The sequence below is a fragment of the Bacillus sp. 22446 genome (assembly GCF_052044955.1).
In the GTDB taxonomy this organism is placed as follows: domain Bacteria; phylum Bacillota; class Bacilli; order Bacillales; family Bacillaceae; genus Bacillus; species Bacillus altitudinis.
Window position 1 is genome coordinate 1 of record NZ_JBQEOD010000022.1, and the last position, 756, is coordinate 756.

Consider the following 756-nt stretch of genomic DNA (forward strand, 5'->3'; position numbering starts at 1 on the left):
TTGAACCGCATGGTTCAAGGATGAAAGACGGTTTCGGCTGTCACTTACAGATGGACCCGCGGCGCATTAGCTAGTTGGTGAGGTAACGGCTCACCAAGGCGACGATGCGTAGCCGACCTGAGAGGGTGATCGGCCACACTGGGACTGAGACACGGCCCAGACTCCTACGGGAGGCAGCAGTAGGGAATCTTCCGCAATGGACGAAAGTCTGACGGAGCAACGCCGCGTGAGTGATGAAGGTTTTCGGATCGTAAAGCTCTGTTGTTAGGGAAGAACAAGTGCAAGAGTAACTGCTTGCACCTTGACGGTACCTAACCAGAAAGCCACGGCTAACTACGTGCCAGCAGCCGCGGTAATACGTAGGTGGCAAGCGTTGTCCGGAATTATTGGGCGTAAAGGGCTCGCAGGCGGTTTCTTAAGTCTGATGTGAAAGCCCCCGGCTCAACCGGGGAGGGTCATTGGAAACTGGGAAACTTGAGTGCAGAAGAGGAGAGTGGAATTCCACGTGTAGCGGTGAAATGCGTAGAGATGTGGAGGAACACCAGTGGCGAAGGCGACTCTCTGGTCTGTAACTGACGCTGAGGAGCGAAAGCGTGGGGAGCGAACAGGATTAGATACCCTGGTAGTCCACGCCGTAAACGATGAGTGCTAAGTGTTAGGGGGTTTCCGCCCCTTAGTGCTGCAGCTAACGCATTAAGCACTCCGCCTGGGGAGTACGGTCGCAAGACTGAAACTCAAAGGAATTGACGGGGGCCC

The 756-nt window shown here is 55.2% G+C and carries 1 rRNA gene; it reads left to right on the forward strand.

Annotated elements, in window-relative coordinates:
- A 16S ribosomal RNA gene (locus tag ACTJJD_RS19305) occupies positions 1-756 on the forward strand; the annotation flags it as partial.